We start from the raw sequence: 26,254 nt of genomic DNA on the forward strand, positions 1-26,254 counted from the left end.
GCACAGGTCGCGTTTTTGGGCAATCGCGCCAAGCCAGGAGGGCCATGGCCGGCGCCGACGCGGCGCCGTCAGGCAGCAAAGCGGGGCCTTCGCGCGCCGTCCCGCATGCTTTAAATGCGGGTGGTCCTCCTGTTCGCGCGTGGCCTCCATGCATGATTCCGCCGTCTTCGCCTGGGGGCTCTTTGCCGTCCAGGCGGCCATCCAACTGGTCTTCATCCTGCGCGCTTTGCTGCGCCCGCACCGGGAGCCCGCCGCCCGCTTTGCCTGGGTGCTGGTGATCGTGCTGGCGCCGGGCATCGGTGTGCTCGCTTATGTGCTGTTCGGCGAGATCAATCTGGGCCGAAAGCGCATCGAGCGGCTGAAAGCGGCCTTCGATGCGCTGCCGCCCGCAGGCGAAATCGCCGGGCCCTCCGCCGAGCAGGAGGTGCCGGAGCGCCACCAGCCTTTGTTCCGCGTGGGCCGCTCGGTGAGCCAGTACGAGCCGACGACGGGCAACCAGGCGCGGCTCCTGGACGATTCCGCGTCCGCCATCGCGTCGTTGGTGGCCGACATCGATGCCGCGCGCGAGAGCGTGCATGTGCTGTTCTATATCTGGCTTGCCGATGAGAGCGGGCTGAAGGTGAAGGCCGCGCTCCAGCGCGCCGCCGCGCGCGGCGTCACCTGCCGGGCCATGGCGGATGATCTGGGCTCACGGGCTTTCATCCGCTCGGTGCATTGGCGGGAGATGGCGCAAAGCGGCGTGCGCCTTGCGGCCGCGCTGCCCGTGGGCAATCCGCTGCTGCGCCCGCTCAAGGGCCGCATCGACATGCGCAACCACCGCAAGATCGCGGTGATCGACAATGCGGTGACCTATTGCGGCAGCCAGAATTGCGCCGATGCCGCCTTCGCCATAAAGGCGCGCTTTGCGCCCTGGGTGGATGTGCTCGCCCGCTTCGAGGGGCCGGTGGCGCGGCAGATGCAGCATCTGTTCGCCAGCAACTGGATGGCGCAGGTGGACGAGGACCTCGCCCCGCTCTTTTCCGCCCCCCTGCCCGCCCCGCCCGCCGATGGCGGCTTCATTGCCCAGGCCATCGGCTCCGGCGCAGGCGTGCGCTATTCGGCCATGCCGGAGACCTTCGTGGCGCTGATGAATACGGCGCGGCGGGAACTCGTCATCACCACCCCCTATTATGTGCCGGACGAACCCATCCAGGCGGCCCTGTGCGCCAGCGCCCGGCGCGGGGTGGCCACCACCATCGTCTTCCCCCGCCGCAACGATTCCTGGATCGTGGCGGCGGCGAGCCGCTCCTATTATCGCGACCTGCTGGAGGCGGGCGTGGAGATCCGGGAATATGAGGGCGGCCTGCTCCACGCTAAGACGCTCACCCTCGACGGCGAGGTGACGCTCATCGGCTCAGCCAATATCGACCGGCGCAGCTTCGAACTGAATTCGGAGAACAACATCCTGCTCCACGACCCGGCCTTCACCCGCGCGTTGCGCGCCCGCCAGCAGGTGTTCCTCAACGCCGCGCGGCCAGTTCAAAAGGGGGAAGTGGAGGCGGCCAGCCGCGCCCGGCAGATCTGGAACAACACCATCGCCATGCTCGGCCCGGTGCTTTAGGGCGGCGTGGTGTTGTCCGCGCCGCCCCGCCTTTCAGCCCTGGCGGCGGATGAAGCCGGTGATGCTCACGCGCTCCCAGATGCCGGCCTTGTGGAAGGGATCGGCGGCGTTGAAGCGCTCGACGGTGGCGAGGTTCTCCGCCTCCACCACGAACAGCGAGCCGATCATGGTGGTGCCGTCCTCGGCCACCAGGGGCCCGGACATGACGATCTTCACCCCATGGGGCGCGGTGTCGGACAGAAAGGCCTTGTGGGCATCGTAATTGGCAAGACGGGTGTCGAGCGCGCCCGGACGGTCGAGGGCGTGGATGGCGAACAGCATCGAAGGCTCCTTCATGAGGAAAGGCCCCCGGCCGCACGCGCGGGCCGGGAGCCTTGGAGGTGAGACGTGATCAGAGGCCGAACGAATTACTTCTTGGTGGCCATGGCGGCCGCTTCCGACCAAGGCGGGCAGGCGCGGGCGTCCAGCGGGACGTCATAAGGCTGGTAGTTGGAGGCATTCACTACGGTGGGCTTCAGCACCACTTCGGACACGATCGCCTCGCCCCGGATGGCGCGGATGGCCACCATGGTGCCGATGCAGCCCTGGAGGAAGCCGTTATAGTCGCCGGAGGCCAGCAGCTTGCCGGTCTTGATGGCGTCCACCGCCTCCTTGGTGCCGTTGATGCCCACCACCTTGGCCTTGCGGTTGGCGCCGTCCAGCGCCTCGATGGCGCCGATGGCCATGGCGTCGTTGGCGGCCAGAACGCCGTCGATCTGCGGGTGCGACTGCATGAGGTTCTCCATCACCTGGAGGCCCTGGAGGCGCTGGTAATTGGCCGGCTGGCTGGCGAGGAGCTTGACGTCCTTGTTCTCCTTGATGGCGTCGTTGAAGCCGCGCACCCGGTCGATATTGGTGAGCGAGCCCTTCACGCCTTCCAGGATGACCACATTGCCCTTGCCGCCCATTTCCTTCAGCAGGTAGCGGCCGGTCTCAAGGCCGAGGCTGTAATCGTCGGCGCCCACGAAGGCCAGGAACTTGCCGCCGGCGCTGCGGTCGGTGACGTTGACCACCGGGATCTTGGCCTCGTTGATCTGCTCCACGCCGGGAACCATGGCTTTGTAGTCCACCGGGATGAAGACGATGGCCGCCGGCTTCTTGACGATCACGTCTTCCACCTGGCTGAGCTGCTCGGGAATGCTGTCCGGCTTGGTGGGGATGTAGTTCACCACCTTGGCGTTCATGGACTTGGCGGCGGCTTCCGCGCCCACGCGCACGGTCTGGAAATAGGGATTGGTCTGGTTCTTGGTGAAGACGGCGATGGTCTCGCCGTCCGCCAAAGCGGCGCCCGCAGACAGGGCCAGCGGCACCGCGACTGCGAGGGTCTTCAGGCTCTTCATGGTTTCCTCCAGTTGCATTTTCATGTCGATGAAAGGGGCGATGCGCCGTTTACGGGCCTCAGGACGCCATCAAAGCGGCGGCGTTCTCGGGGCGCGGCTCCAGGGTGCCGGCCTCGATGGCAAGGGCCATCTCGACGATCCTGGCGTTCACCGGCGCCGGGCGACCGGACTTGGCGAGGATGTCGATGACGTGGCCATTGATGTCATAGACTTCCGCCCGCCGCCCCTTGCGCCAGTCCTGGAGGGAGGTGACGAGCGTGGTGGGGGTGGAGAAGGTGGTCAGCACCTCATCGAGGATCTTGTCCACGTAGCGGTCCGGATCGTTGGAGGTGATGGGCGGCAGGCCGATGATGGGCGTCACGGTGGCGCCGTCGGCAATGGCGGCTTCCATGGCCTCGTAGCCGGCGGTGCGCATCACCTGCAGCATGCCGGGCAGGCGCGCTGCGTCGGCGAGGGGCAGGTTGAGAATGGAGGACGGGATCAGCTCGGCGGCATTCACCACCAGCTTCATCCATTTGAAGGACTTGATGTCCTGCGTCACCTCCACCCGTCCGGTGGTGCGCAGCACATTGGCCACGTCCTCCACGCGCGGCTGCGTCTTGGCGGTGAGGGCGCCCAGCGCGAACCAGGCGGTCTCGTGGTCGTTCTCCCGGTTGGTGACGCCGGGCTCCCACATGTTGGAGGCCATCTCGATGACGCCTCCGATGCAGCGATCCTCGCCCACCACCTCGGCGATGGCGGTGTGGGTCATGCCATTCTGGAGGCCCACCACCAGGCCGTCATCGGCGAGGTAGGGCTCGATCAGCTGGCACGCCCACTTGGTGTCGTAGGCCTTGGTGATGATGAAGACGAGGTCGAACTTCCCCTTCACCTCGGCCACCTGGCACAGATGGAGCGCCGGCACCTTCACATTGATGGTGCGGGTGGGGAAATTGACGGTGATGCCATTGGCGCGGATGGCCTCCACATGGGCGGGCCATTGCTCGATGAAGGTCACGTCATATCCCGCGCGGGCAAAATCGGCGCCGGCGGAGGCGCCCTGCGCGCCGGTGCCCAGGACCGCGATGCGCGGGCTGTAACTGGATTTGGCGGTCATGCTGGTGGTGTCCGTTTTCTCAGGCGGTCTCGGGGGCTGAAAGGGCTGGCGGCACGCCGCCGCCGGCTCGTGCGCGACAGAGCGGATCAGTTCTTCTTGGCGCCCAACGCCACGCCCTGTTCCCAGGTGGGGCAGGTGCGGTTTTCCAGCACCACGTCATAGGGCTGGTAGTTGGTGGCATTCACCACCTTGGGCTGGAGGATGATCTCGGTGACGATGGGCTCGTTGCGCAGCGAGCGCAGCAGCGCCATGGTGCCGAGGCACCCCTGGATGAAGCCGTCATAGTCGCCCGACGCCAGCATCTTGCCGGCCTTGATGGCGTCGATGGCTTCCTTGGTGGCGTTGACGCCCGTCACCTTGGCCTTGCGATTGGCGCCGTCCAGCGCCTCGATGGCGCCGATGGCCATGGCATCGTTGGCCGCCAGCACGCCGTCGATCTGCGGATTGGACTGCATGACATTCTCCATCACCTGGAGCGCCTGCAAACGCTGGAAATTGGCGGGCTGGCTCGCCACCAGCTTCACGTCCTTGAACTCCTTGATGGCGTCATTGAAGCCGCGCACACGATCGATGGAGGAGATGGCGCCCTTCACGCCCTCAAGGATCACCACATTGCCCTTGCCGCCCAGTTGGGTGAGCAGATAGCGGGCGGTCTCCTTGCCCAGGCTGTAATCGTCCGCCCCGATGAAGGTGAGAGACTTGCCACCCGCGAGGCGGTCGGTGATGTTTACCACCGGGATCTGCGCCTTGTTGATCTCTTCCACCCCCGGCACCATGGCCTTGTAGTCCACGGGGATGAAGACGATGCCGGACGGCTTCTTGACGATGACGTCTTCCACCTGGCTCAGCTGCTCGGGAATGCTGTCCGGCTTGGTGGGAATGTAGTTCACCACCTTGGCATTCATGGACTTGGCGGCCATTTCGGAGCCGACGCGCACGGCCTGGAAATACGGATTGGTCTGGTTCTTGGTGAAGAGGGCCACGGTCTCACCGTCCGCCCGCGCCGCGGTGGCGGCGAAGGCAAGCGGCAGGAGGGCGGCGACGAAGGCGGCTTTTTTCATTTTGTTTTCTCCCTTGTCCTTCTGATTTTTATTTTGTGGCGAAGGATGCCCGGCCGGATCGTCTCGCAGCCAGCTTTCCAACCCGTCCGGGCCAGTCTCTCCTTCGCGGGATCGTTGCCCGATCTTCTTGTTCAACTGCGCCGGCGGCCGATCATGTCGAGCCACACGGCGAAGACCACGATCACGCCCGTCACCAGCGGCTGCCAGCTGGCATTGACCGCGAGGAGGTTCATGCCGTTGAGCACCAGGGTAAGGATGACGGCGCCGATGAAGGTGCCGAACACGCTGCCCACGCCCCCGAACAGCGAGGCGCCGCCGATCAGCACCGCCGCGATGGCGGGCAGCGTCATCGCCTCGCCGATGTCGCCCTCGGCGGAATTCAGCCGGGCGAGGAAGACGATGGAGGCGACGCCCGCCATGGCGCCGGAGAAGGCATAGACCAGCACCAGGCGCTTGTTCACCGGGATGCCGGTGAGGCGGGCGGCCACCGGATTGGCGCCGATGGCGTAGATCTGCTGGCCCCAGACGGTGCGCTGGGCAAAGAACGAGCCCGCCAGCAGGAACACCACCATCAGGTAGACCGGGATCGGCACGCCCAGGAAATAGCCCGAGCCGATCTGGCGGAAGCCGGGCGGGAAGCCGTGAATGGTCTCGCCGCCCATATAGTAATAGGTCACGCCGTGCAGCACCCACAGCATGCCATAGGTGGCGATGAAGGAGGGGATGCGGAGCTTGGCCACCATCAGGCCGTTGAAGATACCCACCACGCAGCCGGTGGCGAGCCCCGTCAGCGTGCCCAGGACCGGCGAGCCGGTGGCCTTGATGACGGTGGCGGCCAAGCACGCGGACAGGCCGATATTGGCCCCCACCGACAGATCGATGCCGCCGGTGAGGATCACCAAAGTGAGGCCGGAGGCGAGGAAGAACAGCAGGCTCGCCTGCCGCAGCACGTTGAGGATGTTGTTGGCGGTGAAGAAGGCGTCCGAGAGGACGGACAGCACCACGCAGATCAGGCCCGCCGCCAGCAGCCGGTAGATGAGCTGCTGCATGTCCTTGGACAGATGCAGGCGCGGGGCGCCCGTGGAAACGTCGCCGGCGATGCTCATGACTTTTGTCCCCGGATGCTGTCGAGGAAGAGGGCGAAGATGACCAGGAGGCCGATACAGGCCACCTGCACCGAGGAGGGCACGGCCAAGAGGTTCAGCCCGTTGCGCAGCACGCCCACGGTGAGCACCCCCATGAGGGTGCCGAAGATCCAGCCATTGCCCCGCTCGAAGGAGGTGCCCCCCAGCGCCACGGCGGCGATGGCGTCGAATTCCATGCCGATGGCGGCGGTGGGATGGCCGGCATTCATGCGCGCCGTCATGAGCAGCGCCGCCACCCCGGCCATGGCCCCGCCCAGCGCATAGACCGCGATGAGAAGGCGCCGCCATTTCACGCCGGCGAGCGTCAGGGCATCCCGGTTGCCGCCCAGCGCGCACACATAGGTGCCGAAGCGGGTGTGGTAGAGCAGGACGTGGAACAGGGCATAGAAGCCGGCCCCGATCAGGAGCGGATAGGGGATGAGCCCGAACAGGTCACCCGAATAGACCTGTCGCACGAAGCGGGGAATGCCCACCACGCTCTGCCCGTCGGAGACGATGAGGGCCAGGCCCTGCGCCGCGCCCATGGTGCCCAGCGTCGCCACGAAGGGCGGGATGTTCACCACCGAGATCAGCCAGCCATTCACGAGCCCGAAGGCGAGGCCGACGCCGATGGCCCCCATCAGCCCCAGCGCCAGCGACTGGGTGGACACCACGATGAGCGCCAGCACCAGCGAGGACAGGGTCAGCACCGCCCCGATGGACAGGTCCAGGCCCTCGGTCATGATGATGAGGGTCATGGGCAGGGCCAGGAGCAGCAGGATCACCGACTGCACCAGGATGTTGGAAATGTTGCCGCCGGACAGGAAACCGGGGCTCGTGGCCGCGAACAAGGCGGACAGGCCCACAAGGGCGACGGCGACGCCGGGCACCGAAGGCAAACGCAGGCCGCGGCGGGGGGAAAGGGCGAGATCACTCATCGTGCATCCCCATTCGGACGATGTTTTCCTCGGAGAGGTCGGCGCGCGCCAATTCGCCCACGATGCGCTTCCCGCGCATCACATAGGCCCGGTCGCACACATGGACGATCTCGGCCTGCTCGGACGAGATCATGAGAACCGCCGCGCCCTCGGCCACCAATTGGTCGATGAGAGCGAAGATTTCCGACTTGGCGCCCACGTCGATGCCGCGGGTGGGCTCGTCGAAGATGAAGAGGCGGGTGCCGGCGGCGAGCCACTTGCCGATCACCACCTTCTGCTGGTTGCCGCCCGAGAGCAGCGCCACATTCTGGTTGGCGGAGGGGGTGGCGATGCGCAGGCGCCCAATCACCTCGTCCGCCGTGCGCCGCGCCTTACCGGGCGAGAACAGCATGTTGGGGAAGAGCTTGGGCAGGCCCGCCACGGCGAGGTTGTCGGCCACCGAGCGGATGAGCGCGAGGCCTTCCGTCTTGCGGCTTTCCGGGATGAGGCCCACGCCGATGCGGGCGGAGGCATCCGGGCCACCGGTCTTCTTCTCGCCGAAGATGCGGATCTCGCCGGCGGTCACCTCGTCGGCGCCGAAGATGGCGCGGGCGACCTCCGTGCGGCCGGAGCCAACGAGGCCGCACAGGCCCACGATCTCGCCGGCGCGCACCTTCAGATTGATGTCGGCGATGCCGGACTTGGCCGCAAGGCCGGAGACTTCCAGCACCACCGGCCCCTCTTCCGTGGCGAAGCGGCGCGGATAGGACATGTCCACATTGCGGCCGACCATCATGCGCACCAATTCGTCGGGGCTGGTCTCGCCGGGCATGGCCCGGCCCACCAGCTTGCCGTCGCGCAGCACGGTGATGCGGTCGCCCAGAGCGAACACCTCCGCCATGCGGTGGGAGATGTAGACGATGGCGACGCCCTTCTCCTGCAACTGCCGCATCACCGCGAACAGCCGCTCGGTCTCGCGGTCGGAAAGGGCGGCGGTGGGCTCGTCCATCACCAGGATGCGGGCATTCTGGGACAGCGCCTTGGCGATCTCCACCATCTGCTGCTGGGCGACGCCCAGCGTATGCACCTTGGTGCGGGGATCGATCTCCAGCCCGATCAGGTCCAGCACCTTCTGCGCCTCGGCATAGAGGCGCCGCCGGTCCAGCAGGCCGGGGATGCGGGAGGGAAATTCCCGGCCCAGGAAAATATTCTGCGCCACGTCCAGATAGGGCACCAGCGAGAATTCCTGGAAGATGACGGCGATGCCCAGCGCCCGCGCATCGGCCGGCTTGCGGATCTCCACCTTCTCGCCCTTGTGGAAATATTCGCCTGCATCCGCCCGATAGGCGCCGCACAGCACCTTCATCAGCGAGGACTTGCCGGCGCCGTTCTCGCCGAGGAGCATATGCACCTCGCCGGGCCAAACGGCGAAGGACACGTCGTCCAGCGCCTTCACGCCGGGAAAGGTCTTGGACACGCCCCGCAATTCCAGCAGCGGCGGGCCCTTTTCGGCAGGCGGCGCCGAAGGTTGCAAGCGAGGCGTCGTCTCCATCACCGCCCTCATTGGGTTTCTCCGTGACTGGATGGCGCGGGCCGGAAAATCTTTCCGGGGTTCATGATGCCGAGGGGATCGAGGGCGCCCTTCACGAGGCGCATGGCGTCCACCGCCTCCCCCAATTCCAGGGGGAGGAAATCCATCTTGCCGAAGCCGATGCCGTGCTCGCCGGTTGAGGTGCCCTCCAGCGCGATGGCCCGGCGCACCAGGCGGTCATTGAAGGCCTTGGCGCGGGAAAGCTCCTGCGGATTGTCGGGATCGAGCAGCACCAGCAGGTGAAAATTGCCGTCGCCCACATGGCCCACCACGGGCGCCACGAGGCCGCTCTCTTCGATGTCGGCGGCGGTCGCCACCAGGCATTCGGCCAGGCGCGAAATGGGCACGCACACATCGGTGATCATGGCCTTGGCGCCGGGGCGCAAGGCGAGGCCCGCATAAAGCGTGTTGTCGCGGGCATGCCAGAGGCGCGAGCGCTCCTCGGGCGTTGTGGCCCAGGCAAAGCCGAGGCCCCCCTCCTCCTGCGCCAGCGCCTGCGTGGTCTCCGCCTGCTCGGCCACATAGGCCTTCGAGCCGTGGAACTCGAAGAAGAGGTGCGGCACCTCGGGAAGCCCGAGCTTGGCGTGCAGGTTCATGCCGCGCATCATCACGGCGTCCAGCAACTCGATGCGCGCCACCGGCACGCCGCACTGGATGACGGAGATGGCAGTGTTCACCGCCGCCTCCAGGTTCGGGAAGGCGCACACCGCCGAGGAGATGGCCTCCGGCTGGGGATGCAGCTTCAGCGTCACCTCGGTGATGACGCCAAGGGTGCCCTCCGCACCCACGAACAGGCGGGTGAGGTCATAGCCGGCGGCGGACTTGCGGGCGCGCTGGGCGGTGCGGATGATGCGGCCATCGGCCAGCACCACTTCCAGGCCCAGCACATTGTCCTTCATGGTGCCGTAGCGCACCGCCATGGTGCCCGAGGCCCGCGTGGAGGCCATGCCGCCGATGGAGGCATCCGCGCCGGGATCGATGGGGAAGAACAGGCCGGTATCGCGCAGATGGGCGTTGAGCGTCTTGCGGGTGATGCCGGGCTGGACGCGCACGTCCATGTCCTCAGCATTCACCGCCAGGACGGCGTTCATGCGGCCCATGTCGAGGCACACCCCGCCCTTCAGCGCCGCCGCATTGCCTTCCAGCGAGGTGCCGGCGCCGAATGGGACCACCGGCAGCCGCAGGTCCCGGCACAGGCTGACGATGGCCTGCACCTCGGCGGTGCTTTCGGGGAAGACCACCACGTCGGGGGGACGGGCGGGGTGATAGGCTTCGCTGCGGCCGTGGTCGGCCAGCACGCCGGAGGCGCTGCTGGCGCGCGGCCCGACAATGTCGGCGAGCCGTGCCAGGACCATGTCCTTCGGCACATGGGCAGTCATGGTTTCCTCCCTCCGCGGCGGTCCGTTTTCCGGACTTCTCCGCCTGACGCGTCTTTCCCCTCTCAGGCGGCCTTCGAGGCCGCCTCGGACAAGGGATTGAGCTGGAAATCGTAATGGAGCGCGCACCAGTCGCGATCGAGCACCCGGCCATCGGGCGCCGTGCCGGGGCCGGACACCTCGAACTCCCGGATGAGGGAATCCTTCACCCCGAACACCGCATCGGAGTCCAGATAGGGGTCGCCGCCGACGAACACATGGGTGACCAGCTTCTCGAAGCCGGGCGCCTCGATCATGAAGTGCACATGGGCCGGCCGCCAGGGATGGCGCCCCTGTGCCTCCAGCATCTTGCCCACCGGGCCGTCATGGGGAATGGGATAGGCGGCCGGCTTGATGGACCAGAAATGGAACCGGCCCTGCGCATCGGTGCGGAAGCGGGCACGGGCGACGAGACCGGCCTCTTCCCCCGTATGCTGCACGTCGTAATAGCCGTCCTCGTCGGAGTGCCAGACATCCACGATGGCATTGGCGAGCGGGGTGCCGTCCGGCGTCGTCACCGTGCCGCTGGCAAACATGGGCTGGCCGGCAAGGTCCCCGGAAATGTCGGTGCCGCAGGGCGCCTCCGGCGGGCCCTCCACATAGAAGGGGCCGAGCACCGTGCTTTCCGTCACCTTGCCCTGGTGGTCATGATTGATGGCATCCACCAGCATGGACACGCCCAGCGTGTCCGACAGCAGGATGAATTCCTGCCGGGTGCCGGAGCACATATGGCCGGTGGCGGTGAGGAAGGCGATGCCCTGCTCCCATTCCGCCTGGGTGGGGCGCACCTCGCGGATGAAGTCGTGCAGGTGGCGGACGAGCGCATCGCTGATCTGGCGGATGCGGGGATCGGTTGCGCCGGCGACCCGTTCCCGCACGGCGTCGGTGATGGAAAACTGGTCGAAATTCCTCAACGGAGCCTCCCTTGGTTTTTATTGAGGTCGGGCGCCTCCAGGCCGGCGAGCCATTCGGCCAGCCGCACCGTGGAGATGAAGTCCGCCTCCCCTTCGCCGCGCCCGATGAGGGCGCCGTAGATTTCGCGCGTCATGGATGCCAGAGGCATGGACATTTCCGCCGCCTGGCCGGCATCGACGATGAGGTCGAGGTCCTTGGCCATCTGGCGGCAGGAGAAGGTGGAGGAAAAGTCCCGCGTTTCCAGGCTTTTCGCCTTGTAGTGCACCATCGGCGAGCCGACCGCGCTGTTGGTGAGCACGTCCAATATGTCCTGCCAGGCCAAGTTCCCCTTGCGAGCCAGCACCACGCTCTCGCCCATCATGGCGGCGGACACCGCGATCATCAGGTTGACGGAGAGCTTGGCGTAGCGGGCCTCTTCTCCCGTGCCGAGATATTTCTGGGCGCGGGTGAAGTCCTTCGCCACCGGCAGGAAGGCCTCGAACGCGGCTTCCGGACCGGAGACGAAGCAGGTCAGGTTGCCCGTATGGGCGATGGCCGCATTGCCGGAGACGGGGGCCCGCAGATAGAGGATGCCCCGCTTTTCCGCCGCCTCACCCACCTCGGCGGAAATGCCGGGGCTGACGGTTGAGGTCTCCACCAGGAGCGCGCCGGGGCGCATGAGGGACAAAAGCTCGCCCTCCAGCGCCAAGGCGCGCAGCACCTTGTCGTCCGGCAGGGAGGTGAAGACGATGTCGTGCCGGGCGGCGTCCCCCAGCGTCGCGGCAGGAGTGACGCCCCCCTCGGAGGCGGCGGCGATGCGCGACTGGTCGCGGTCGTGGCCGGCAATGGCATAGCCCGCGCCGGCGAGGCGCGTGGAGATGGGCAGCCCCATCTTGCCGAGGCCGATCCAGCCGAGCGTTGCGGTTCCCGCCATCTGTCCCAATCCCTAAGCTGCCGACCGCGAAAGGCCGAGTTCGTCCACGATGCGCGCCCCCGAGGCGGTGAGGCGCGCGAGCTTTTCGGTGAGGCCGGGGGCATCGAGCACCCGGTCGCGCTTGCGGAAGCGGCCGGCGATCATCACCGCCTCCACATCGCCGCGCCCCGCCTGCATCACCACGGTCGCCACCGGGTCATGCACCGGCTGGAGATGGAGGGCGCTGGCATCGATGAGGGTGATGTCCGCCTGCTTGCCGGGGGTGAGCGAGCCGATGCGATGGTCGAGCCCCAGCATCCGCGCGCCCTCGATGGTGATCCAGGCGAGCGCCTGCCGCACCCGGATGGTGGAAGTGGACGGAATGGCGCCCGTCTCCTGGCGGCTCCTGGCATTGTCCAAGGACCGCTGCATGCCGAGCGCGATGCGCCCGACACCCATCATGTCGCCGGCCAGCACCGATTCCAGGTCGACACCGAGGGACGGCGCCGCGCCCCGCGCCAGCAGGCGGCCGGTGACGGGGAAGCCGTGGCCTTGCGTCATCTCGTTTTCGGGCGTCGCCGAGAAGGAAACGCCGAGATCCACCAAGGTGGAGAACAAAGCGTCCGACAAATCATTGCCGTGCACCACATTGATGCCCGGCCCCACCAGCCCCTCGGCGATGAGCTGCTCCCAGCCGCCCAGCGTCTTGGCCGGCCCGCCGCCCTGGTGCATGGAGGCGACGAGGCCGAATTCGCGGGCCAGCCGGAAATCGGCGCGGGCCACCTCCAAGGTGGAATAATGGGGGCCGAGAATGGCAAGGCCCAGGGTCATCAGCCCATCATCGCCGGTAAAGGTCTCCCGGCGCAGCCGCTCGATCTCGGCGCGGGGATGGGGCACTTCGGAGAAATGGGGTTCGCCGGGCTTCGGGTCGGGCTTGGGCGAGCCGTGGAAGAAGGCGGCACGAATGCCGCTTTCCGCCAGCGCCTCTACGGCCGCATCCGTATGGGCGGGGGTGGGGTTGTTGTGGCACCAGTCCACCAGCGTCGTGGTGCCGGCATCGATCTGGCCATAGGCGCCCATGAGGGTGGCGATGCCGATGTCGTCGGGCGTGAAGCGGGTGGCAAGGCCCGCATGCACCCAGCGGAAATATTCCAGCAGCGTCCAGTCGGCGGCGAGGCTGCGCAGGCCCGTCTGCCAGGTGTGCATGTGGGCATTGACGAAGCCCGGCACGGCGATGCGGCCCGCCGCGTCCACCACCTCCGCGCCATCGACCTCGATGCGTGGCGCGACCGCGACGATGCGCTCGCCCTCCACCAGGATGTCGCCTCTGGCGAGGTCGCCCACCTGATCGTCCATGGACAGGATGGTGGCGCCGGAAATGAGGATGGGACGGGCCATGGCTCAGGCCGCCTCCTCTGCGGACCGGGCAGCGCCCGGGCGCTCGCCCGCATAGGCGTTGGCGATCAGGTCGCGGATGCCGTCGCGGGTCACGGGGCGCGGGTTCCAATAGGGGTTCTGCACGGCGATATCCGCCGCCCGCTCGATGCCCTCTTCCGGCATGCCGATCTGCGACAGCGCGCGCGGCACGCCCAGTGCCCGCACCAGGTCGAACAGGCCCTGCGCCGCATCGGGGGCACCCAGCGCGCGGGTGATGGCCGCCATGGCCTCGGGGGCTGCGGGCGCATTATAGGCCACCGCATGGGGCAGCACGATGGTGTGGGTTTCCGCGTGGGGCAGGTCGAACGTGCCGCCCAGCGTGTGGCAGAGCTTGTGATGGAGCGCCATGCCGACGGCGCCGAGGCAGCAGCCGCACAGCCACGCGCCATAAAGCGCCTGGGTGCGCGCTTCCAGATTGGCCGGCTCGTGGATGAGGATGGGCAACGCCCCCGAGAGGGTGCGGATGCCGTCCTCGGCCATCAGCGAGATGACGGGGTTGCGGTCCCGCGCATAGAGCGCCTCCACCGCATGGGCGATGGCGTTCACGCCCGACGTGGCGGTGAGGCCCGGCGGCAAAGAGAGCGTGAGGTTCACGTCATAGATGACGGTCTCGGGCAGCACATCCAGCGAGCGGATGGTGGTCTTCTGCCCGTCCCGGGTCTCGCCCAGGATGGGAGTCATCTCCGAGCCCGCATAGGTGGTGGGAATGACCACCTGCGAAATGCCGGTGCGCAGCGCCAAGGCCTTGCCGAGCCCGGTGGTGGAGCCGCCACCCAGCGCCACGACGCAATCCGCCCCGCTCGCCTTCAGCGCCTCCAACGCCGCCTCGGTGACACCAACCGGCGTGTGCATGGTGGCGCCGGCAAACAGGCCCGCATAGGCCGCGCCCAGCTCCACGCCTAGCTTCTCGCCCTCGGCCGCCTGCTGCGGGGTGGTGAGTACCAGAGCGCGGGTCGCGCCGAGCTTGCCCACTTCCACGCCCGCCTCGGCGATGGCGCCCCGGCCGAACCGGACCCTTATGGGCAGGGCTTCATAGGTGAAGGTTTCGATCATGGATCAGGTCCCAGTGGCGATCGAAGCTGAAAAAGGGCGCGGCCTATTGGCCGGCGAGAATGCCTTCATGGGCAGCATGGCCGTTGGCGGCGTGCCCGTTGGCGGGGACGCCATCGGCGGCGGGGGCGGGGGCGGCGGCGGGATAATCCACCTGGAAGCGGGCGATGCGGATACTGCCCAGCTCGCGGCGCACCCGCAGGTGCTCGGGATCGGAGGCATAGGCCTCCAGCGCCGCGGCATCACGGAACTCGGTCACGAGCACCACGTCGCAGGCATAGTCCACGCCGGAGACGTCGAGGCCCACCTCGAGTTGCGTCATGCCGTCGATGCGGCCACGCAATCCCTCAAAGGCGGTCTTCACCTTCAGCCGGGCCATGGCGCGTTCTTCGGGCGTGTCACCGCCCACGCGCCACATCACGATGTGGCGGATCGGTCCGGTCATTTGGCGTTTCCTCGACCCTATTGGTCTTTCGTTGAAGAGGAGTTTTGCCTTGCGCCGGGCGGAAATAAATCAGAATTTTCGGAACGCTCTTTTACGCAGGCCGCAAGAATGGATCGCCTGACCCAGATCGAGGTGTTCGTGAAGACCGCCGAGCTCGGCTCGCTGACGCGGGCGGCGGAGGCGCTCGGCATGTCCACGGCGGCGGCGAGCCGTCATCTCTCCGCCCTGGAGGAGCGCCTCTCCGCCCGTCTTGTGGAACGCAACACGCGGCGCCTTTGGCTGACCGAGGCGGGCCAGGATTTCTTCCAGCGCAGCGGCACATTGCTCGCCGAACTCAACGAGGCCGAGGAGGCAGTGAACGCCCACACCCTCTCGCCCCAGGGGCTATTGCGGGTGACGAGCTCGCTGTCCTTCGCCACCATCTATATCGCGCCCATGCTGCCGGAATTCCGCCGGCTCTATCCCAAGCTCAACGTGCATGTGGCGGTGGCGAACCGCTATCTGGATTTCATCGAGGCGGGCATCGATGTGGCCGTGCGCACGCGCCTGCACGAGCCGGACACCAATATCGTGGTGCGCCGGCTCGGCCGCATGCGCCGGGTGCTGGCCGCCTCCCCCGGCTATCTGGCGGAACGGGGCCGCCCGCGCGAGCCGGCGGATCTGACGCGGCACGACATGTTGGTCTACAACCTCGCCGCCGACCCCTTCTCCCTGCGCCTCACTAAGGGCGACCTGGAGCGCACGGTGCGCATTTCCGGCGCGCTCGATTGCAATGACGGCCAGGTGATCCGCGAGGCGGCGCTTGCCGGCCTCGGCATCCTCATCCAGCCCCTCTACATCGTGCAGGGCGACATCGAGGCTGGCCGCCTCGTGCCGGTGATGCAGGACTGGCAATTGCCCATGCTCACCATGAACATCGCCTACCAGAACCGCGCCCGCCTCCCCGCCAAGATCCGCGTCTTCGCCGACTTCCTGGTGGGCTATGTGCGCCGGGCCTCGCAGGCGGAGATCTGGTCACGATAGGGTCGCCCCTCACCCCACCCGCTCCTCCACCGCATCCAGCCGGTCCTCGGCGAGGTCGAGGGCGAGGTCGGGGGCGAAGGCGGGGGTGCGGTCGGGGCGGAAATGGGCGGGTTCCTGGGCGCCGCGGTCGATGTCCAGGTGGAAGATGTCGAAGCGGTTGTAATAGCCGACCACGTCGTGGAACTGCTTGGGCTCCACGCAGCGCTGGGTGTCGATGTCCGCATAGAGGATGCCCTCATGCTCGCTGAGCACGTCGCCGATCACCTCGGCGGCGGGATCGAGCACCATGGACACGCCGCGCGGCGAGGCGTCGATGATTTCCAGGCTCGCCCGATTGACCGAACCCAGCGCCTCGCGCATGGCCGCATCCACCACGCCCGAGGCGACGATGTTGAACACCTTGGCCTCGAAGGCGTGGGCGCCGGCGCGGATCTCGATGGCGCGGCGCAGGTCATAAGCGCCGTCCTCCGTCGGCGGGCGGGTGGGCCAGATGGGCGGGTAGGAGGAAATGTGCACCTGCTCGCCTTCCGCCATCAGGCTGTAGCGGGCGAGCGGATTGGTGTTCTCGCCGCAGATGAGCATGCCCAGGCGACCGATGGAGGTGGGCGTCACCCGCAGGCCCCGCGCATCGCCATTGGCCCAGACCAGCTTCTCATAGAAGGTCGGCACCAGCTTGCGATGATGGTTGAGGATCGCGCCATCCGGCCCGATGAGAATGTTCGAGTTCCACATGCAGCCGATGGAGGCCTCCGTCCCCTCGGTGAAACCGAGCGAGACGAAGACGCCGTGCCGCCGGGCGGCGGTGCGCACGGTGCGGATGGCGCCGTCGGTGAGCTTCTGCGCCTGGGCGGCCAGAGCCCGGAAGAAGTCGTGATTATAGATGGGCGCCTGGAGCGCCGCCCAGATGGGAAAGCCCGGCAGATAGGATTCCGGGAACACCACCAGTTCCGCCCCGCCGCGCGCCGCCTCGGCGATGAGATCGCAGGCCTTCTCGGCCGACTTCTGGGCATCGAGGAAGACGGAAGAGGTGTGGCAGGCGGCGGCCTTGAAGCGCGGATAGCGGGTGGTCATGAAGTCCCCTGTCGGGAAGGCGGGGCGCCAGCCCTCACGGATGGCGCGCCGCACGTGGCGGTTTCGGACGCCATTTGTGGGCGCACCGCGTGAGGCCGGGAACGGGGAATTTCCGCACAGCCCCTTGCCCCGAGCCAGCCTGAACCACGGCAGCTGGACCTTGTCCGCACAAGCCGGCCCGCCGCCTTGGCCCATCCATCCCGGCGCCCCGCGCGGCAGGGCCGGAACGCCTCAGAAGCGGTCATTTGCCTGCCCCATCCTTAAGCAAGCGCCACCCTTGCAGGCAGATCTTTTGCGCAAAGGGCATTGCATTTTTTCGTGGTATCGCTGGAGCCGTGCTGCGAACAGCATCAGACAAAATCAAACCGACCAGAGAGCAATGCCGGACCTCATCATCGCCCTGACAATCAATGGCCTGGTCTGGGGACTGATCGTCGCCCTGATCGCATTGGGCCTCTCGATCATCTTTGGGTTGCTGGACATCATCAATGTGGCGCACGGCGACTTTTTCATGGTCGGCACCGTGCTCGGATTGGTGGTGGCGGGCACCACGGGCTTCTGGATCGCCCTCATCGTGGTGCCCATCGCCGGCTTCATCCTGGGGCTCGTGATCGAGCGCCTGGTGATCCGGCCGGCCATCTCGTCGGCCTCGCTGACCATCGTCACCACGTTCGGCCTGTCCATGATCCTGCAGGAGGCCGTGCGCGCCACCTTCGGGGCGCAGGCCCGCCGCATGCCGCCGCCCATTCCCGGCACGCTGCATCTGTTCGGCATCGACTATGACATCTACCGCCTGTTCGCGGCCCTGTTCGCGGCGGCGGCCATCCTGGTCTTCTTCCTGTTCTTGTCCCGCACCCGGCTCGGCACCTGGATCCGCGCCGTGCGGCACGACCGGGAGACAGCCACCGCCCTGGGCATTCCCGTGACCCTGGTATGCGCCTTCACCTTCGCGCTCGGCACCGCCCTCGCGCTCCTGGGCGGGGCGATTGCCGCGCCCATCACGACGGTGGAATTCCGCACCGGCGTCGACATCCTGCCCGTCTGCTTCATGGCCGTGGTCATTGGCGGCCTCGGCAACCTGAAGGGAACGGTGGCTGCCGCCGTGCTGCTGGCCATGATGGAGGGCCTTGTCACCTCCGTCACCGATCCCACCATCGCCCGCATCGCCTCGCTGGCGGTGATGAGCCTTGTCCTGCTCGTGCGCCCGCACGGCCTGTTCGCGGGAGCCACGCGATGAGCGCCCTCTCCTCCGCGCGCCTACCGCTCCTTGCGGGTATTGGCGCGCTCGTCCTTCTCGCTTTGCTCGCCGCCGTGCCGCAGGTGCTGCCGCTGCTGGGGCTCGGCTTCTGGGTCAATGTGGTGGCCGAGATCCTCATCTGGTCGCTGCTTGCGGCCAGCGTGAACCTCTTGTTCGGCTATGTGGGCCTTCTGTCCTTCGGGCAGGCGCTCTATTTCGGCTTCGGCATGTATGGGGTGGCCATCGGCATCTCCACTTTCGGGCTTGGCCTGTGGCCGGCGCTGCTGCTGGGGGTGTTCGCGGCAACGGCCATGGCTGCGGTGGCGGGTGCGTTCGCGGTGCGCCTCACCTGGCATTACTTCGCCATCATTACCGTCGTCTTCTCGCTCATCTTCTATTTCCTGGCCATGTCGGCCAAGAACATCACCGGCGGAGACGATGGGCTATCGTTCAGCGCGCCGGCCATCTTCACCTCGCTCGGCCTGACGCTCACCGACCGCGCCACCCAGTATTATTTCATCCTGATCATCTGCGCCGCCTGCTACGCCCTGATGGCGCTGGTGGTGGGAAGCCCGCTGGGCCTGCGCTTTGCCGCCGTGCGCGAGAATGAGAAGCGCGCCTCGCTCATCGGCATCAATGTCTATGCCACGCGCTGGATGGCCTTTGTGCTGGCGGGGTTCCTCGCCGGCGTGGGCGGGGCGCTGTTCGCCCTGTTCGGGCGCTACGCCTCGGCCTCCTTCATGTTCTACCACGTCTCCGGCGAGGCGGTGGTGTGGGCCATCGTGGGCGGCGCCGGCACCTTGCTGGGACCGCTGGTGGGCACCGCGCTGCTCATCCTGTTCCGCGAAGTGGTTTCCGGCTTCTGGGAAAACTATCTGATGGCGGTGGGCGCCATCACCATCCTGGTGGTCATCTTCGCGCCCAAGGGGCTGGTAGGCTCGCTCCACGGGCTGATCGCCCGCCTGCGCGGCCGCGCCGCCGCCGCGACCGACGGGGAGTGAGCGCAATGGAAAACATCCTCTCCATCCGCGGCCTCACCAAGCGCTTCGGCGGGTTGACCGCCGTCAACAGCGTGGACCTCGACTTCCCCAACGGCCAGCTCAATGCGGTGATCGGGCCCAACGGGGCGGGCAAGACCACCCTCTTCAACCTCATCACCGGCATGATCCCGCCGGACCGGGGGCAGGTCATCTTCGACGGCGACGACATTGCCGGCTTCAAGCCACACCGCATCGTCGCCAAGGGCCTCTCGCGCACCTTGCAGATCAAGAGTGTGTTCTCGGGGCTCTCCGTCGCCGACAATGTGCGGGTGGCGGTGATGGCGCACGAGAAGATCGCAAGCCCCGTGCGCCCCGCGCTCGGCTATGCCGGCGTGACGCGCCGGGTGGAGGAGGTGCTGGAAGAGACCGGCCTTGCCCCCCATGCCCGCCGCCAGGCCGGCACGCTCGCCTATGGCGACGTGGCGCTGCTGGAGATCGCGCTGGCGCTGGCCAACCGGCCCAAGCTCCTGCTGCTGGACGAGCCCATCTGCGGCATGAGCCCGGCGGAAACCGAACGCACGGTGGCGCGCATCGTCGCCTTGTCCAAGACCACCCAGATCATCCTCATCGAGCACGACATGGAGGTGGTGTTCGCCATCGCCGACCTCATCACCGTGATGGCGGCCGGCGGCGTGCTGGCGCGCGGCACGCCGAAGGAGATCGCCGCCAGCGTCGAGGTGCAGGAGGCCTATCTGGGCATGCCGGAGGAGGTGGAATGAGCCCGGTTCTTCAAGTCGCGGGCTTGGCCGCCAATATCGGCCGCGTCCCCGTCCTGCGCGGGGTGGACCTGGAAGTGCGCGCCGGCGAGACGGTGGCCCTGCTCGGCCGCAACGGGGTGGGCAAGACCTCCACGTTGCGCGCCATTCTGGGCCTGCTGCCCCGCAAGGGCGGCGCGGTGGCCTTTTCGGGCACCGACCTCACCCGCATCGCGCCCCACAAGGTCTCGGGGCTGGGCATCGGCTATGTGCCGCAGGGCCGGGGCATCTTCCCGCTGCTCAGCGTGGAGGAGAACCTGTTCCTGGGCCTGAAGGCGGACCCCGACCCGGAGCTGGTGGACGACATCTACACCCGCTTCCCGCGCCTCGCCGAGCGCCGGCGCCAGGCGGCGGGCACGCTCTCGGGCGGCGAGCAGCAGATCCTGGCCATCGGCCGCTGCCTCATGCGCAAGCCCTCCCTCATCCTCCTGGACGAGCCCACGGAGGGCATCATGCCCAAGCTCGTGGCCGACATCCGGCGCGAGATCGCGGCCATCGCCAAGCGCGGCGTCTCGGTGCTGCTGGTGGAGCAGAATTTGCGCACGGCGCTGTCCCTCGCCACCCGCATCTACCTCATGGAAAAGGGCCAGGTGGTCCACGAAGCCACCCCCGAGCAACTCAACTCAGACCCGAGCACCGTCCATCGCTATCTCGGCGTGGCGCTGTAACGGGTCGCAACCTCCGGAGCGGACCATGACCCACATCAAGCCGAAGGCCGATGCGCCAGCCGTTCAGACCGGCCTCTCCCGCCGCAGCTTCCTCTCCCACGCCTTGGCCGGGGGCGTGGCCGCCGGCACGGCCTATCTCGGCCTCACACGCGACCTCTACGCCCAGGCGAGCGGCCCCATCATCCTCGGCAATCATTGCGAGCTGACGGGGGGCTTTGCCTCCTGGGGCTACTGGCATGACAAGGCCGCCAAGGCCGCCGTGAAGCTCGTCAACGAGCAGGGCGGCATTGCCGGGCGCAAGGTGGAGCTGGTGACGGAGGACACCGAATCCAACCCCGCCACCGGCGTGCGCAAGCTGCGCTCGCTGATCGAGCGCGGCGGGGCGAACTTCATCGTCGGCTCGGTGCATTCGGGCGTGATGCTCGCCTCCATCCCGGTCGCCACGGAGTTGAAGACGGTCTATTTCTCCGCAGGCGAGGCCACCGAGGCCACCGGCTCCAAGGGCACCCGCTATTCCTTCCGCACCGGCACCGACACCTATGGCCTCGCCGCCGCCGGCGCGCCCTGGGCGTTCGAGAATCTCGGCAAGACCTGGACCATCATCTCGCCGGATTATGCCTGGGGCCACAGCCACTACCAGGAGCACAAGGCGGTCATCGAGAAGCTCGGCGGCAAGGTGAACCCGCCCATCTTCGTGCCGCTGGACGCCAAGGACATGGTGCCCTACCTCGCCAAGATCCCGCAGGACACGGAGGTTCTCTTCTCGGTCTTCTTCGGCGCCCAGTCCATCGCCTTCTACACCCAGGCCAAGACCATGGGCCTGGAGAAGACCATGCGCATGTATTCCATCTGCGGCACCATGGAGGCCATCGCCCCCGCCGACCTGCAGGGCGCGGCGGAAGGGGTCTATCTGGTGGAGAACTTCCCCCGCATGCTGAAGTACAAGGACGATGAGTTCCACAAGCAGCACAACGTCATCATGGAGATCGACGATGTGGATGCCCGCGAGAAGACGTCGAGCCGCGTGATGGCCAAGAGCCATGCCTGGCAGTCCTGGGAGAACGTCTTCGCGCTGAAGGAAGCCATCGAAAAGAGCGGCTGGAAGTCCAAGAAGGACGATCTCCTGGTCATCGAGGCGCTGGAAGGGCTCCAGATGGCCAATTCGCTGGGCCATCCGCAGGGCGCCAAGCTCCTGCGCAAGGAAGACCATTCCGGCATCATCGACTGCTACATCTCGCAAGTGGTCGATAACAAATTCGAAGTGAAGAAGAAGGTCACAAAGGAAGACTTGCAGAAGGCCATGCCGCCTCGTGTGGATCTCTCCAAGATGCCGGCCTGACCCGTCTGTCCCCCACCCGGCGGCGGGCGCGCCCGCGGCCGGCCCCTGCCCCGCCGGGCTGGACCGGAGCTGAGCGCCCCCCTATGGTCCCGTCGCAACAGAGGGGCGAAGGCCATGCGGACAGGTGCCAACATCCTGTGGTTCGTGCTGGGCGGCTGGGCCATGGCGCTCATGTGGTGGGCGGCGGCGGTGCTGATGGCCATCTCCATCATCGGCCTCCCCTGGACCCGCGCCTGCTGGGAAATCGGCCTGCTGAGCCTTGCCCCCTTCGGCCGCGAGGTGATCTCCCATGCCGAACTCACCGGCCAGGAGAGCGGCGGGCTTGCCGCCGTGCGGCTGATCGCCAACATCCTGTGGCTGCCACTGGGCCTCGTGCTCGCCATCGTGCATCTGGTCCATGCGGTGGCCATGTTCATCACCATCATCGGCATCCCCTTCGGCCTCCAGGACCTGAAGCTCGCCGCGCTCTCCCTCGCCCCGGTGGGCAAGCGGGTGGTGACGGTGGAACTGGCGGATGCCGCCCGGGCGGCCGGGGCGCAGGGCCAGTTGGATCGCATCCGGCAGCGCTGAGAGAAGGGTTCCCCCGCGCACAAAAAAGGCCCGCGGCGCTGCCGCGGGCCTTTTCTCATAATCCTCGAATCGGGAGAAGCGCGCGCAGCGCCCCTCCCCCGGTTCGCAGCGGACCCTATCTCAGCGGTTCTGCCTCAACGAGCTTGGCCGACCGGACCGATATTGAAGATCTGAACGCGCCGGTTGATCGGATCGTCAGGCTTGGACGGGTTCTGGAGGGCTTCCTGGCCGAGGCCAATGGCTTCCAGCCGCGCCGGGCTGACGCGATAGAGGTTGACCAGCGCCTGCACGATGGCGTCCGCCCGCTCCTGGCTGAGCTTGAGATTGTAGGCCCGGGTGCCGGTGGCATCCGTATTGCCCACCACGGCAAAGCGGTAGCCGCGCAGGATGGGGTCGTGCATGGCATCGGCGATGGCGCCGATGGCGGCGTAGGATTCGGGACGGATGATGTCCGAGTTCAGGGCGAACTGGATCTGCACCGTGATCTGCGCCAGTGAGAACAGCTTCTTGACGAGGTCAGACTGGCTCACGCTGTTCGTGGGGCCACCCTGCTTGGCGCTGGCCGCCGCCCAGGCGCGCAGCGCCTGCGCATCGACCGTGGGCGAATCCGTGGTGACGGCATTCAGGCCCTGGATGATCTGGGAATAGGAGGTGGCAGTCTGCGCGGCGGCCGGCCCGGCAAGGGCGAGGGCGACGACGAGCGCGCTGGCGGTGCGCCCGGCGGCGCGAAGGAAGTGCGACATGGATCGGGACTTTCCGTGAGCGTTTCTGGACGGGCCGTCAGTACCAGCCGGAATCGACGAGCGACTTCAGGCAGGCGCCCTTGACCACCTTCTTGGCCTGCACGAGGCAGTCCCGCAGGTTGCCGTCGCCGGGCTGGATGCCCGGGCAGAACTCGGCCGCCGTCGCCGCGCAGGTCTTGAAGATCTCCGCCTGGGCTTCCACGCGCCGGGAGATCGAAGCGATCACGGCCGCATAGTCGGTGAAGCACTGCTGGGGCACATTGGCCTGGTTGGCCTTCAGGCAATCCATCACCTTGCCGGTGCCCAGATTGTCCTTCGGACAATACTTCTCGATGGAGGGACCGCAGCTCTTGGCGATCAGCGCGCCGGCATCGGAATAGCTCATGGTCTGGGCGGACGCGCCCGCTCCGAACCCGCCCGTCACGGCCGCACCCACGGCGAAGACGGCCAGCCACATCCTTGGCTTCATGATTCATGCCCCTTTCTTGTATCGGCCGGAACAGGACGCCATTGCCCCAATCGCCCCGGCCCTGGTCAAGCTCTGTCAGATCCCCTGGCGCCGCTCAACGCGTCGCTTTGCCTTGGGCGCCACCTTAGCCAAGTACGGCCGCCAAGACACTGGACATCCTCAAATAGTCAAATTTTTCCAGGGGTACGGCTACGAGCCGCGCAGGCTGGTGGGCGTGCGCGCCGTCCAGCGGCGCACCGCACGCGTGAAGCTCGCCGGCGAGCCATAGCCCAGTTCCACCGCCACATTGCGAATGGGCAGCGTGGTGCCGCGCAGCATGTCGAGGGCCTGGCGCGCCCGCTCCTGCTCGATCAGAATGGACAGGCGCGTCTTCTCCTCTCCCAGCCGGCGCTGGAGGGTGCGCGGGCTCATGAAGGAGAGGGCGGCGATCTCCGCCAGGCTGGGCTCCCCGCCGCCCGACATCAATTGCGGCAGCACGGCGCGGATGGAACCCGCCAGGGTGCCATCGCCGCGCAGTCCCGCGCCCATTTCCACGCCCGCCTCACCTGCCGCGGACAGACGACGCGGATAGGGGCGGTCGAGAACCGCACCCGGCAGGACGGCGATGAGGGCGCGCGTGGCGGACGGCTCCACCGGCACGTCCACATGCCCCGCAAGGGGCGCAAAGCCGAGGTCCGGGTGGGGCACCATCTGCAGGCGCGACAGGACGGGCGCGGCGGGACGCGTCCCGAAGAGCGCCAGCATAGCAGCCACCTGCGCCTGCTGCATGTAGAATAAGGACTCATGGTCCACCGGCACGCGGAAGACATGCCGCAGCGTGCCTTGCAGGGGCTCGGAGGCGAACGTGAGCATTTCGTGCGAACTCAGGTGCACATGCGCCCGCACGATCTTGAGGCAGGCCTCGCGCGGCGTGCGGGCGGTCGCCTGAACGCGCCCGATCATGCCAAGGCCCTCCGGGCCGCAATGGCGCATGGCGCGCAGGGGAAAGTCCGGCCCCTCCCGCCGGCTGACATCGCGCACCAGCCGGATGCAGGACAGGAGCGGAATCGGCAGGCTCGGATCGGTGAAGCAGGCGGGCGAAAGGCCGTTCTCCAAAAGGCATTCATCCACCGCCCGCCCATGGTCCTTGAGCCAGGACAGGAACGGGCGGATCGCGGCGGCACGCACAAGGGGAAGCAGGCTCGTCATTTCGTCCAGGTCGATCGCGACATCGGGTGAAGCTTTGCGGGAAACCTTAGGCGTGTTAGGCACAGCCCGTTTTCCATTTCACGCCAAAGACCGTCATGGACAGGCCCGACAGGGTTGCGCTTCAAAGAGTGAGCCCCGGCGGCTCGCTGCCCGGGCTCCTGCGCGACCTCAAGCTCGATCCCGCTCCGCTGTTCGCCGGTCTCAGCTTCGGCGTGGATGATGTGGTCAGCGAGGCCAGCATCCCCTTCTCCGAGGCCGTGACGCTGCTTGATCGCTGCGCGCAGGCCTCGGGACGCCCCGAGTTCGGGCTCCTGCTCGGCCATATCAATGACCATCGCTGCCTGGGGCCGCTGGGCGAGCTCATCGAGAGCGCGCCCACGCTCGGCCAGGCCATCGCGGACAATGTGGGCTACCAGGGGGCCAATTCCAGCGCCGCCTGCGCCTATCTCATTCCCATGGGCGATCTGTGGGCGTTCGGATTTGGCATCTATGACCGCCACATGGCGGGGGCGGAGCAGATCTATGCCATCGTGTTGGCCACCTCGGTGAACATGGTGCGCGCCATCAGCGGACGGCCGGACCTGCCCTTGGAGGTCCTGTTCTCCTTCGCACCGCCGCCCCAGCCGGGCCGGTTCGAGCAGCTTCTGCGCGCGCCGGTGCGCTTCAACCAGCCGCTGTCCTGCATTCTTCTCGGCCGCGAGGCCATGGCCGCCCGCAATCCTCATGCGGATTCCGCCCACCGCCCCGAGGCGCTGGCGCGCATGCGCCACATGCTGCGGCTCAACGATAAGTCGGTGGCGGACCGCCTGCGCCATCAATTGCGTCCCTCCTTGAGCCTCGGCGAGACCAGCCTTGCACAGGCCGCGCGGCGGCTCGGCTTGTCCTCCCGTTCCCTGGACCGCCACCTGAAGGAGGAAGGCACCACCTTCCAGAGCGAGCGGGATCGGGTGCGCCATGTGATGGCCTGCGAATTGCTGGCGCTCACCGAATTGCAGATCGGCGAGATCGCGCTCGCCTTGTCCTATGCCAGCCATTCGGGCTTCACCCGCAGCTTCCAGCGCTGGAGTGGGGAGAGTCCTTCCGCCTGGCGGGCGCGGCACACGCCGATCCGGCAGGAACCGGCGCGCGCGCCCTGAAGCCATTCCGAGCGAAGGACCCGGTTCGCGTGACGGACATGCGTGAAAACAAAGAGATAGAGCGCCACGGCGTGTCCATGGAGCGCTGAGGCG

At 67.2% G+C, this 26,254-nt stretch carries 25 protein-coding genes and 1 pseudogene; 9 read left to right on the forward strand and 17 right to left on the reverse strand.

What is annotated here, in order from left to right; all coding sequences use genetic code 11:
• Positions 1-148 precede the first annotated feature (148 nt).
• On the forward strand, positions 149-1,600 hold the full coding sequence (gene cls / locus J5J86_RS10210; protein WP_209104786.1) for a cardiolipin synthase: 1,452 nt from the start codon (positions 149-151) through the stop codon (positions 1,598-1,600).
• Between the two features lie 33 nt (positions 1,601-1,633).
• On the opposite strand, the gene J5J86_RS10215 is transcribed toward cls, so the two are convergent.
• The 13 genes and pseudogenes from J5J86_RS10215 to J5J86_RS10275 all read right to left on the reverse strand — a co-directional run.
• Positions 1,634-1,921, reverse strand: coding sequence for a YciI family protein (locus tag J5J86_RS10215; protein ID WP_209105343.1), 288 nt, complete (start codon positions 1,919-1,921; stop codon positions 1,634-1,636).
• Positions 1,922-2,007: 86 nt separating this feature from the next.
• Positions 2,008-2,979: a sugar ABC transporter substrate-binding protein gene (locus tag J5J86_RS10220; RefSeq protein WP_209104787.1), complete on the reverse strand. Its 972-nt coding sequence runs from the start codon at positions 2,977-2,979 to the stop codon at positions 2,008-2,010.
• A gap of 58 nt (positions 2,980-3,037) precedes the next feature.
• Entirely contained in the window at positions 3,038-4,075 is a 1,038-nt protein-coding gene (locus J5J86_RS10225; protein ID WP_209104788.1) for a ketopantoate reductase family protein, read from the reverse strand.
• Between the two features lie 86 nt (positions 4,076-4,161).
• A complete protein-coding gene (locus J5J86_RS10230) occupies positions 4,162-5,136 on the reverse strand; it encodes a sugar ABC transporter substrate-binding protein (protein WP_209104789.1) in 975 nt (324 codons plus the stop codon).
• A 131-nt stretch (positions 5,137-5,267) separates the two neighbouring features.
• Positions 5,268-6,242: an ABC transporter permease gene (locus J5J86_RS10235; RefSeq protein WP_209104790.1), complete on the reverse strand. Its 975-nt coding sequence runs from the start codon at positions 6,240-6,242 to the stop codon at positions 5,268-5,270.
• A complete protein-coding gene (locus tag J5J86_RS10240) occupies positions 6,239-7,198 on the reverse strand; it encodes an ABC transporter permease (RefSeq protein WP_209104791.1) in 960 nt (319 codons plus the stop codon). Before J5J86_RS10240 ends, J5J86_RS10235 begins: the two co-directional genes overlap by 4 nt.
• Entirely contained in the window at positions 7,191-8,729 is a 1,539-nt protein-coding gene (locus J5J86_RS10245; protein WP_209104792.1) for a sugar ABC transporter ATP-binding protein, read from the reverse strand. The genes J5J86_RS10240 and J5J86_RS10245 overlap by 8 nt, the downstream gene beginning before the upstream one ends.
• Positions 8,730-8,737: 8 nt before the next feature.
• Complete coding sequence (locus J5J86_RS10250; protein ID WP_209104793.1) at positions 8,738-10,147, reverse strand: FAD-linked oxidase C-terminal domain-containing protein; 1,410 nt, start codon at positions 10,145-10,147, stop codon at positions 8,738-8,740.
• A 62-nt stretch (positions 10,148-10,209) separates the two neighbouring features.
• Positions 10,210-11,097, reverse strand: coding sequence for an intradiol ring-cleavage dioxygenase (locus J5J86_RS10255; protein ID WP_209104794.1), 888 nt, complete (start codon positions 11,095-11,097; stop codon positions 10,210-10,212).
• Positions 11,094-12,011 carry an NAD(P)-dependent oxidoreductase gene (locus tag J5J86_RS10260; protein ID WP_209104795.1) on the reverse strand — a complete coding sequence of 306 codons (918 nt, stop codon included), beginning with the start codon at positions 12,009-12,011 and terminating at the stop codon, positions 11,094-11,096. Before J5J86_RS10260 ends, J5J86_RS10255 begins: the two co-directional genes overlap by 4 nt.
• A gap of 12 nt (positions 12,012-12,023) precedes the next feature.
• Entirely contained in the window at positions 12,024-13,388 is a 1,365-nt protein-coding gene (locus J5J86_RS10265; protein ID WP_209104796.1) for an amidohydrolase family protein, read from the reverse strand.
• A gap of 3 nt (positions 13,389-13,391) precedes the next feature.
• Positions 13,392-14,480: a maleylacetate reductase gene (locus J5J86_RS10270; RefSeq protein ID WP_209104797.1), complete on the reverse strand. Its 1,089-nt coding sequence runs from the start codon at positions 14,478-14,480 to the stop codon at positions 13,392-13,394.
• Positions 14,481-14,619: 139 nt separating this feature from the next.
• Positions 14,620-14,922, reverse strand: a pseudogene (locus tag J5J86_RS10275) (Dabb family protein); the annotation flags it as partial.
• Positions 14,923-15,030: 108 nt separating this feature from the next.
• Here J5J86_RS10275 and J5J86_RS10280 point away from each other — a divergent pair.
• Positions 15,031-15,945, forward strand: coding sequence for a LysR family transcriptional regulator (locus J5J86_RS10280; protein WP_209104799.1), 915 nt, complete (start codon positions 15,031-15,033; stop codon positions 15,943-15,945).
• A 9-nt stretch (positions 15,946-15,954) separates the two neighbouring features.
• Here J5J86_RS10280 and J5J86_RS10285 read toward each other — a convergent pair whose 3' ends face one another.
• On the reverse strand, positions 15,955-17,016 hold the full coding sequence (locus J5J86_RS10285) for a carbon-nitrogen hydrolase family protein (RefSeq protein ID WP_209104800.1): 1,062 nt from the start codon (positions 17,014-17,016) through the stop codon (positions 15,955-15,957).
• Between the two features lie 379 nt (positions 17,017-17,395).
• Between J5J86_RS10285 and J5J86_RS10290 the strand changes: the two genes are divergently transcribed.
• The 6 genes from J5J86_RS10290 to J5J86_RS10315 all read left to right on the forward strand — a co-directional run bounded on the left by J5J86_RS10290 (position 17,396) and on the right by J5J86_RS10315 (position 22,625).
• On the forward strand, positions 17,396-18,253 hold the full coding sequence (locus J5J86_RS10290; protein ID WP_209104801.1) for a branched-chain amino acid ABC transporter permease: 858 nt from the start codon (positions 17,396-17,398) through the stop codon (positions 18,251-18,253).
• Positions 18,250-19,254, forward strand: a complete 1,005-nt coding sequence (locus J5J86_RS10295) for a branched-chain amino acid ABC transporter permease (protein WP_209104802.1) — start codon at positions 18,250-18,252, stop codon at positions 19,252-19,254. The genes J5J86_RS10290 and J5J86_RS10295 overlap by 4 nt, the downstream gene beginning before the upstream one ends.
• A 5-nt stretch (positions 19,255-19,259) precedes the next feature.
• Positions 19,260-20,012 carry an ABC transporter ATP-binding protein gene (locus tag J5J86_RS10300; protein WP_209104803.1) on the forward strand — a complete coding sequence of 251 codons (753 nt, stop codon included), beginning with the start codon at positions 19,260-19,262 and terminating at the stop codon, positions 20,010-20,012.
• Positions 20,009-20,716 (forward strand): ABC transporter ATP-binding protein, encoded by a 708-nt coding sequence (locus J5J86_RS10305; protein WP_209104804.1) that lies wholly within the window; start codon positions 20,009-20,011, stop codon positions 20,714-20,716. Before J5J86_RS10300 ends, J5J86_RS10305 begins: the two co-directional genes overlap by 4 nt.
• 25 nt (positions 20,717-20,741) lie before the next feature.
• Positions 20,742-22,055 carry an ABC transporter substrate-binding protein gene (locus J5J86_RS10310; protein WP_209104805.1) on the forward strand — a complete coding sequence of 438 codons (1,314 nt, stop codon included), beginning with the start codon at positions 20,742-20,744 and terminating at the stop codon, positions 22,053-22,055.
• 171 nt (positions 22,056-22,226) lie between these two features.
• A complete protein-coding gene (locus J5J86_RS10315; protein ID WP_446698686.1) occupies positions 22,227-22,625 on the forward strand; it encodes a YccF family protein in 399 nt (132 codons plus the stop codon).
• A gap of 134 nt (positions 22,626-22,759) precedes the next feature.
• On the opposite strand, the gene J5J86_RS10320 is transcribed toward J5J86_RS10315, so the two are convergent.
• The 3 genes from J5J86_RS10320 to J5J86_RS10330 form a co-directional block, all read right to left on the reverse strand.
• Positions 22,760-23,368 (reverse strand): OmpA family protein, encoded by a 609-nt coding sequence (locus J5J86_RS10320; protein ID WP_209104807.1) that lies wholly within the window; start codon positions 23,366-23,368, stop codon positions 22,760-22,762.
• A gap of 37 nt (positions 23,369-23,405) precedes the next feature.
• Positions 23,406-23,837, reverse strand: coding sequence for a cysteine rich repeat-containing protein (locus J5J86_RS10325; protein WP_247658305.1), 432 nt, complete (start codon positions 23,835-23,837; stop codon positions 23,406-23,408).
• A gap of 189 nt (positions 23,838-24,026) precedes the next feature.
• Positions 24,027-25,025 carry an AraC family transcriptional regulator gene (locus J5J86_RS10330; protein WP_209104808.1) on the reverse strand — a complete coding sequence of 333 codons (999 nt, stop codon included), beginning with the start codon at positions 25,023-25,025 and terminating at the stop codon, positions 24,027-24,029.
• A gap of 128 nt (positions 25,026-25,153) precedes the next feature.
• On the opposite strand from J5J86_RS10330, the gene J5J86_RS10335 reads away from it, so the two are divergent.
• Positions 25,154-26,161, forward strand: a complete 1,008-nt coding sequence (locus J5J86_RS10335) for an AraC family transcriptional regulator (protein ID WP_209104809.1) — start codon at positions 25,154-25,156, stop codon at positions 26,159-26,161.
• Positions 26,162-26,254 lie beyond the last annotated feature (93 nt).

The organism is Aquabacter sp. L1I39, assembly GCF_017742835.1.
GTDB lineage: Bacteria > Pseudomonadota > Alphaproteobacteria > Rhizobiales > Xanthobacteraceae > L1I39.

Excerpts from the sequence above, each read along its gene's own strand:
- cls (WP_209104786.1), top strand. The coding sequence starts at position 149 with ATGCATGATTCCGCCGTCTTCGCCTGGGGGCTCTTTGCCGTCCAGGCG.
- J5J86_RS10215 (WP_209105343.1), bottom strand. The coding sequence starts at position 1,921 with ATGCTGTTCGCCATCCACGCCCTCGACCGTCCGGGCGCGCTCGACACC.
- J5J86_RS10220 (WP_209104787.1), bottom strand. The coding sequence starts at position 2,979 with ATGAAGAGCCTGAAGACCCTCGCAGTCGCGGTGCCGCTGGCCCTGTCT.
- J5J86_RS10225 (WP_209104788.1), bottom strand. The coding sequence starts at position 4,075 with ATGACCGCCAAATCCAGTTACAGCCCGCGCATCGCGGTCCTGGGCACC.
- J5J86_RS10230 (WP_209104789.1), bottom strand. The coding sequence starts at position 5,136 with ATGAAAAAAGCCGCCTTCGTCGCCGCCCTCCTGCCGCTTGCCTTCGCC.
- J5J86_RS10235 (WP_209104790.1), bottom strand. The coding sequence starts at position 6,242 with ATGAGCATCGCCGGCGACGTTTCCACGGGCGCCCCGCGCCTGCATCTG.
- J5J86_RS10240 (WP_209104791.1), bottom strand. The coding sequence starts at position 7,198 with ATGAGTGATCTCGCCCTTTCCCCCCGCCGCGGCCTGCGTTTGCCTTCG.
- J5J86_RS10245 (WP_209104792.1), bottom strand. The coding sequence starts at position 8,729 with ATGGAGACGACGCCTCGCTTGCAACCTTCGGCGCCGCCTGCCGAAAAG.
- J5J86_RS10250 (WP_209104793.1), bottom strand. The coding sequence starts at position 10,147 with ATGACTGCCCATGTGCCGAAGGACATGGTCCTGGCACGGCTCGCCGAC.
- J5J86_RS10260 (WP_209104795.1), bottom strand. The coding sequence starts at position 12,011 with ATGGCGGGAACCGCAACGCTCGGCTGGATCGGCCTCGGCAAGATGGGG.
- J5J86_RS10265 (WP_209104796.1), bottom strand. The coding sequence starts at position 13,388 with ATGGCCCGTCCCATCCTCATTTCCGGCGCCACCATCCTGTCCATGGAC.
- J5J86_RS10270 (WP_209104797.1), bottom strand. The coding sequence starts at position 14,480 with ATGATCGAAACCTTCACCTATGAAGCCCTGCCCATAAGGGTCCGGTTC.
- J5J86_RS10280 (WP_209104799.1), top strand. The coding sequence starts at position 15,031 with ATGGATCGCCTGACCCAGATCGAGGTGTTCGTGAAGACCGCCGAGCTC.
- J5J86_RS10285 (WP_209104800.1), bottom strand. The coding sequence starts at position 17,016 with ATGACCACCCGCTATCCGCGCTTCAAGGCCGCCGCCTGCCACACCTCT.
- J5J86_RS10290 (WP_209104801.1), top strand. The coding sequence starts at position 17,396 with ATGCCGGACCTCATCATCGCCCTGACAATCAATGGCCTGGTCTGGGGA.
- J5J86_RS10295 (WP_209104802.1), top strand. The coding sequence starts at position 18,250 with ATGAGCGCCCTCTCCTCCGCGCGCCTACCGCTCCTTGCGGGTATTGGC.
- J5J86_RS10300 (WP_209104803.1), top strand. The coding sequence starts at position 19,260 with ATGGAAAACATCCTCTCCATCCGCGGCCTCACCAAGCGCTTCGGCGGG.
- J5J86_RS10305 (WP_209104804.1), top strand. The coding sequence starts at position 20,009 with ATGAGCCCGGTTCTTCAAGTCGCGGGCTTGGCCGCCAATATCGGCCGC.
- J5J86_RS10310 (WP_209104805.1), top strand. The coding sequence starts at position 20,742 with ATGACCCACATCAAGCCGAAGGCCGATGCGCCAGCCGTTCAGACCGGC.
- J5J86_RS10315 (WP_446698686.1), top strand. The coding sequence starts at position 22,227 with ATGTGGTGGGCGGCGGCGGTGCTGATGGCCATCTCCATCATCGGCCTC.
- J5J86_RS10320 (WP_209104807.1), bottom strand. The coding sequence starts at position 23,368 with ATGTCGCACTTCCTTCGCGCCGCCGGGCGCACCGCCAGCGCGCTCGTC.
- J5J86_RS10325 (WP_247658305.1), bottom strand. The coding sequence starts at position 23,837 with ATGAAGCCAAGGATGTGGCTGGCCGTCTTCGCCGTGGGTGCGGCCGTG.
- J5J86_RS10330 (WP_209104808.1), bottom strand. The coding sequence starts at position 25,025 with ATGACGAGCCTGCTTCCCCTTGTGCGTGCCGCCGCGATCCGCCCGTTC.